This is a genomic window from Streptosporangium sp. NPDC006013, from assembly GCF_040614275.1.
Classification (GTDB): Bacteria; Actinomycetota; Actinomycetes; order Streptosporangiales; family Streptosporangiaceae; genus Streptosporangium.
This window is the reverse complement of sequence record NZ_JBEXUE010000559.1, coordinates 1-6,010: the sequence shown is the minus strand read 5'-3', so window position 1 is coordinate 6,010 and position 6,010 is coordinate 1. Positions and strand designations below refer to the sequence as shown.

Genomic DNA, 6,010 nt, shown 5'->3' with positions numbered 1-6,010 from the left:
TGCTGCGCGGCGTCGACCGGGTCCGGGTGGGCACCGGCACGACCGGTCCGGGCGCGGCCCTGTGGGTGCAGGCCACCCGCATTCCCGTGGTCGCGGCGGACGAGCGCGCCCACGAGCTGGCGAAGGCGTACAAGGCGCTGGCCACCACGATCCTGCAGAAGCGGGGCGCCTGGCAGGTCGTCGACGCGGTCAACCAGATGGACGATCCCTCGGTCCTGGCCGACAACTCCGGCTACGCCCCCTGGCTGAGCACCTCGCGCAAGGCGGAGATCCTGGAGACCGCCGACCCGGCGGACCGGTTGGAGAAGCTGGTCGAGTGGTCGCGCGAGCACCTGGCCGAGATCGACGTGGCCGAGACGATCCGCAAGGACGTCCAGGAGGGCATGGAGAAGCAGCAGCGCGAGTTCCTGCTCCGCCAGCAGCTCGCGGCGGTCCGCAAGGAGCTCGCCGAGCTGAACGGCGACACCTCCGCCTCCGAGGAGGAGGACTACCGCTCCCGCGTCGAGGCCGCCGACCTGCCGGAAAAGGTGCGCCAGGCCGCGCTCAAGGAGGTCGACAAGCTGGAGCGGACCTCCGACCAGTCTCCCGAGACCGGCTGGATCCGCACCTGGCTCGACACCGTCCTCGACATCCCGTGGAACGAGCGGACCGAGGACTCGTACGACATCGCCGCGGCCCGCACCGTCCTCGACGCCGACCACACCGGTCTCGACGACGTCAAGGACCGCATCATCGAATACCTCGCCGTCCGCGGGCGCAGGGCGGAGAAGGGGCTCGGCGTGGTCGGCGGCCGTCGCAGCGGCGCCGTGCTCGCGCTGGCCGGCCCTCCCGGGGTCGGCAAGACCTCCCTCGGTGAGTCCGTCGCCCGCGCGATGGGCCGCAAGTTCGTCCGCGTCGCCCTCGGCGGTGTCCGGGACGAGGCCGAGATCCGCGGTCACCGGCGCACCTACGTCGGCGCCCAGTCGGGCCGGATCGTCAGGGCCATCCGCGAGGCCGGCTCGATGAACCCGGTCGTGCTGCTCGACGAGGTCGACAAGGTCGGCTCCGACTACCGGGGCGACCCGACGGCGGCGCTGCTCGAGGTGCTCGACCCCGCGCAGAACCACACCTTCCGCGACCACTACCTGGAGGTGGAGCTCGACCTCAGCGACGTGCTCTTCCTGGCGACCGCCAACGTGCTCGAGGCCATCCCCGGCCCGCTGCTGGACCGCATGGAGATCGTGACGCTCGACGGCTACACCGAGGACGAGAAGGTCGCCATCGCCCGGGACCACCTGCTCCCGCGCCAGCTCGACAAGGCCGGCCTCACCGCCGAGGACGTCACGGTCGACGAGGACGCGCTGCGCAGGCTCGCGAGTGAGTACACCAGGGAGGCCGGGGTCCGGTCCCTGGAGCGCTCGATCGCCAGGATCCTGCGCAAGGTGACGGCCAACGTCGCGCTCGGCGAGGGCGAGCTGCCCGTGACGGTGGGGGACCTGGTCCCCTATCTGGGCCGCCCGCGCAACGTGCCGGAGTCCTCGCTTCCCGAGTCCAGCCAGCGCACGGCGGTGCCCGGCGTGGCGACCGGCCTGGCGGTCACCGGGGCGGGCGGTGACGTGCTCTACGTGGAGGCGTCCCTGGCCGACCCCGAGACCGGCGACACCGGCCTGACCCTGACCGGCCAGCTCGGCGACGTGATGAAGGAGTCGGCCAGGATCGCGCTCTCCTACCTGCGCTCGCGGGGTGCGGAGCTGGAGCTGCCCGTCGGTTCCCTCAAGGACCGCTCGGTGCACGTCCACTTCCCGGCCGGAGCCGTTCCCAAGGACGGCCCGTCCGCGGGCGTCACCCTGATCACGGCCCTGGCCTCGCTGCTGTCGGGCCGTCAGGTTCGCGCCGACGTGGCCATGACCGGCGAGGTCTCCCTCACCGGCCGGGTGCTCCCGATCGGCGGGGTCAAGCAGAAGCTGCTGGCCGCCCACCGGGCGGGCATCACGACGGTGCTGATCCCGGCGCGCAACGAGCCCGACCTGGACGACGTCCCGCAGGCCGTCCGCGACGAGCTCACCGTCCACGCGGTGAGCGACGTGCGCGAGGTCCTGGACATCGCGCTCACCCCGGCCAAGGTGGCCGAACACGCCGTCGCCTGAGCGGCGACCCCCGCGACGGCCCGCCCTCTCACCCGAGGGGGTGGGCCGTCCGGCTGCCCGGTGGATGCCGGATCGCCAAGCTTCGGCAATCCACGTGTCACGGGATGGAACAGGCCCTCCGGATATAAATGGACGAATCATAAAGTTGATTGACCGAATGATTCGGTCATGGTGACATGGGATCCATGCTGTACGGAACGCCTTCCCTGGAGGCCGTCGACGAAGCGGTCCTCGGCGAGATCGAGGAGATGCGCCGCGACCTGAAATACCGCCTCGCGGAGACCCATCGCTGGGACGGTCAGCTCCGGCGCCAGCTGCAGGCGCGGGCCATCCAGGGGTCCAACTCGATCGAGGGCTACCGGGCCAGCGTCGAGGACATCGAGTCGATCATGGCCGGTGAGGAGCCCCTGGAGACCTCCAGGGCGGTCGCCAGGGAGATCTCCGGCTACCAGCAGGCGCTCACCTACATCCAGATGCTCTCCCGCGCCCCGGTGTTCGCGTTCGACGCGGGCCTGCTCCACGCGCTCAACTTCATGATGATCGGTCATCACCATGGCAAGACCCCGGGCACGGTGCGGCCCGGTGGCATCTACGTCCGCAACTCCACCACCGGAGAGGTCGTCTACGAGGGCCCGGACGCCGAGCGGGTGCCGGAGCTGCTGGCCGAGCTGGTCGCCTGGCTCAACGAGGGCGACCTGAAGGCGCCGAGCTACGTGCGGGCGGCGATGGCCCACTTCAACCTGGTGAGCATCCACCCTTGGCGGGACGGGAACGGCCGCATGTCGCGGGCGATCCAGACGCTGGTGCTCGGCAGGGACCGGATCACCACCCCGGAGTTCTCCTCCATCGAGGAGTGGCTGGGAACTGCGGAGAACACCGTCGACTACTACCGGACGTTGGCCGCGGGCGGAAGGCGAACCTGGAACCCGCACAGGGACACGTTGCACTGGGTGCGCTTCTGCCTGCGCGCCCACCACCTCCAGGCCCAGCAGGTCCGGCGCAGGCTTTCCGAGGCGGGGGAGGTGTGGATGCTCCTGGAGGAGCAGGTCGACGCCGACGGGCTCAACACCCGCACCGTCTCGGCGCTCTACGAGGTGTTCGTCAACCGGCGGCTGCGCCGGAGCAGGTACCAGCTGGACGAGTCGCTCAGCCAGGGGCAGGCGGCCAGGGACCTGCGCGACCTGGCGGCCAAGGGCTGGCTTGCCCCGTACGGGGAGACCAAGGGGCGCTTCTACGCGCCGGGGGCGAGAATGCGGGCGATCAAGGACGACTTCGAGCGGAGGATCGTCCCGCTGCGGGATCCGTACCGGCACGACTAGCGCTTCGTTCCTTGAAGTAGGCAGGTAAAACGACGTCGGCGGCGGCGAGGCTCGGCAACAGGGGGCGAGCCCCCGTCACCTGCCCCACTTCGGTTGGCCATGTCCAACTGGATCAACAGGCTTCAGGTGGATCATCCTGACGAGATGTACATCGGGTGGTCACTCAGCGGGTCTTCGGCCCAAAAATCATTGGTGTCGAGAAGGTGTGTCTGCAGGTTATGGATAGGGGAAGTCGACCTGGCCCAGCGTCTCCAGTTCCCTCACCGCGCCACCTCCACCAGCTGCTCGGCCGCCTCCCGCATCCTGCTACAGCCGCGCCGATCCCGGCCCTGTCGTGTCCAGCCCTGCTGGTCCCGGTCATGTCGCCGGCCCCAGCTGAACACCGAGGTACGGCCCCGCTGCGCGGTGGCGACCCTCGACCGCCCTGGCGATACGGGTCCTCCGTTTCTGCGGAGGGCGTACGGCCCGGCTGAGGCTTGACTGGAGCCGATCTTCGAGGACCGTTCCGAGGTAACCCGTGTGGCCAGGCACCCCGGCGGAGAGGCGCCGGTCGATCCCGGCGTGCGAACGAGGGGAGGAGCAGGCCGCCGGATGACTCCGGGCACGGGTATTCGTAAAGGCCGATCGATTTAACATAACATGTCGGGAATGACGGTAAACAAGGGCTGTGTTGGGCCAGGAGCGGACCGAGGCCAGAGGCCATGATCTGCCCGGTGGACCACCTCCTCCCGCACCGTCCGGGCCACCTGCCCTCCTTCCGGGATGCCCGTCGGCTCCCTCCCCGGAAGCCTGCCGAGATCCGTTCCATGTTGAGGTACAGCAGTGATTGACGTGTCGGACCTGCGAAAGGTCTATCAGGATCGGGGGCGCGAGGTGGTCGCCGTCGACGGCGTGGACCTCCACGTCCGCGAGGGTGAGATATACGGCGTGCTCGGGCAGAGCGGCGCCGGCAAGAGCACCCTGCTGCGCTGCGTGAACCTCCTGGAGCGGCCCACCTCCGGCACCGTCTCGGTGGCGGGTCAGGAGCTGACCGGCCTGGCCGAGCGGGACCTGCGCAAGGCGAGGCAGCGGATCGGGATGATCCACCAGCATTTCGCGCTGCTCTCCTCCCGCACCGTCGCGGGCAACGTCGCCTTCCCGCTTGAGGTCATGGGGGTGGCCAAGGCCGAGCGCGCCAGGCGGACCGCCGAGTTGCTGGAGCTGGTCGGGCTGGCCGACAAGGCCGGGGCGTACCCCGCGCAGCTGTCGGGAGGGCAGAAGCAGCGGGTCGGCATCGCCCGCGCGCTGGCCGGCAGCCCTCCGGTCCTGCTGTCGGACGAGGCCACCTCGGCACTCGACCCCGGCACCACGCAGTCGATCCTGGCCCTGCTCAAGAGCCTCAACCGCGAACTCGGCCTGACCATCCTGCTGATCACCCACGAGATGCACGTGGTCAAGTCGATCTGCGACTCGGTCGCGGTCATGCGCGACGGCCTGGTCGAGGAGTCCGGGACCATCCCCGAGCTGATCTCCAGGCCCGGCTCCCGGCTCGCCGCGGAGCTGTTCCCCCTCCCGGAGCCGGAGCCGGGCAATGTCACGATCACCTTCACCGGCCAGGCCGGTGAGCCGGTGGTGTCGCAGGTGGTCCGCAAGTTCGATGTGGACGTCAACATTCTCGGCGGGGCCCTGGAGGAGGTGGCGGGCGTCTCGACGGGGCGGCTGCGCCTGCTCGTCACCGGTGACGAGCGCGCCGCCGCGCTCAGCTACCTGGCCGAACGCGGCCTGCTGGTCGAGGAGGCCCGATGACCTGGGACGAGATGTTCCCGATGCTGCTGGAGTCGACGGGCCAGACCGTCGAGATGGTGCTGTGGTCGACACTGTTCACGGTGCTGCTCGGGCTCCCGCTCGGGGTGGCGCTGGTCGCCACCGACAGGGGCGGGCTGTTCCCCTCCGCGGTGCTCAACCGGGTGCTGGGGCTGGTCGTCAACCTGGGCCGCTCGCTGCCCTTCATCATCCTGATGATCGCGGTGATCCCGTTCACCAGGCTGATCGTCGGCACCACCATCGGCACCATCGCCGCGGTGGTCCCGCTGACGCTCGGCGCGGCGCCGTTCTTCGCCCGGCTGGTGGAGACCGCGCTGCGCGAGGTCGGCAGGGACAAGGTGCAGGCGGCCCAGGCCATGGGAGCCGGCCGCGCGACCATCGTCGGCAAGGTGCTGCTGCCCGAGGCGATGCCCGGCCTGATCGCGGGGCTCACGGTGACCGTGGTCGCGCTGATCTCGTACTCGGCGATGGCCGGGGCGATCGGCGGGGGCGGGCTCGGAGACCTGGCCATCCGCTACGGCTACCAGCGCTTCGAGACCACCCTCATGATCGTCACCGTTGTCGTGCTGGTCGCCGTCGTGCAGCTCGTGCAGAGCCTGGGCGACACCGTCGCCCGCCGTCTCGCGCGCGACTGACCGGCCGAGCCGATGACCTTCTGCCGCCGCGCGGCCACGCCGGTCCAGCATCGGCACCGTCCTGCGAAGCACGGAAAACGAAAAGGGGGTACGGCTCATGCGAGCCGTACCCCCTCCGTGATGGCTG

At 70.1% G+C, this 6,010-nt stretch carries 4 protein-coding genes; all 4 read left to right on the top strand.

The window, feature by feature from the left end; translation table 11 throughout:
- Positions 1-2,126, top strand: a 2,126-nt coding sequence (gene lon, locus ABZ260_RS44865; RefSeq protein ID WP_355630292.1) for an endopeptidase La, incomplete at its 5' end; no start/stop codon positions are given.
- Between the two features lie 176 nt (positions 2,127-2,302).
- Positions 2,303-3,445 (top strand): Fic family protein, encoded by a 1,143-nt coding sequence (locus ABZ260_RS44860; RefSeq protein WP_355630289.1) that lies wholly within the window; start codon positions 2,303-2,305, stop codon positions 3,443-3,445.
- Between the two features lie 822 nt (positions 3,446-4,267).
- Positions 4,268-5,230, top strand: coding sequence for an ATP-binding cassette domain-containing protein (locus tag ABZ260_RS44855; protein WP_350919507.1), 963 nt, complete (start codon positions 4,268-4,270; stop codon positions 5,228-5,230).
- Positions 5,227-5,883, top strand: a complete 657-nt coding sequence (locus ABZ260_RS44850; RefSeq protein ID WP_343966585.1) for a methionine ABC transporter permease — start codon at positions 5,227-5,229, stop codon at positions 5,881-5,883. Before ABZ260_RS44855 ends, ABZ260_RS44850 begins: the two co-directional genes overlap by 4 nt.
- Positions 5,884-6,010: the final 127 nt, after the last annotated feature.

What these genes read in the sequence shown, in the direction of transcription:
- ABZ260_RS44860 (WP_355630289.1), top strand. Translation starts at nt 2,303, where the DNA reads ATGGGATCCATGCTGTACGGAACGCCTTCCCTGGAGGCCGTCGACGAA.
- ABZ260_RS44850 (WP_343966585.1), top strand. Translation starts at nt 5,227, where the DNA reads ATGACCTGGGACGAGATGTTCCCGATGCTGCTGGAGTCGACGGGCCAG.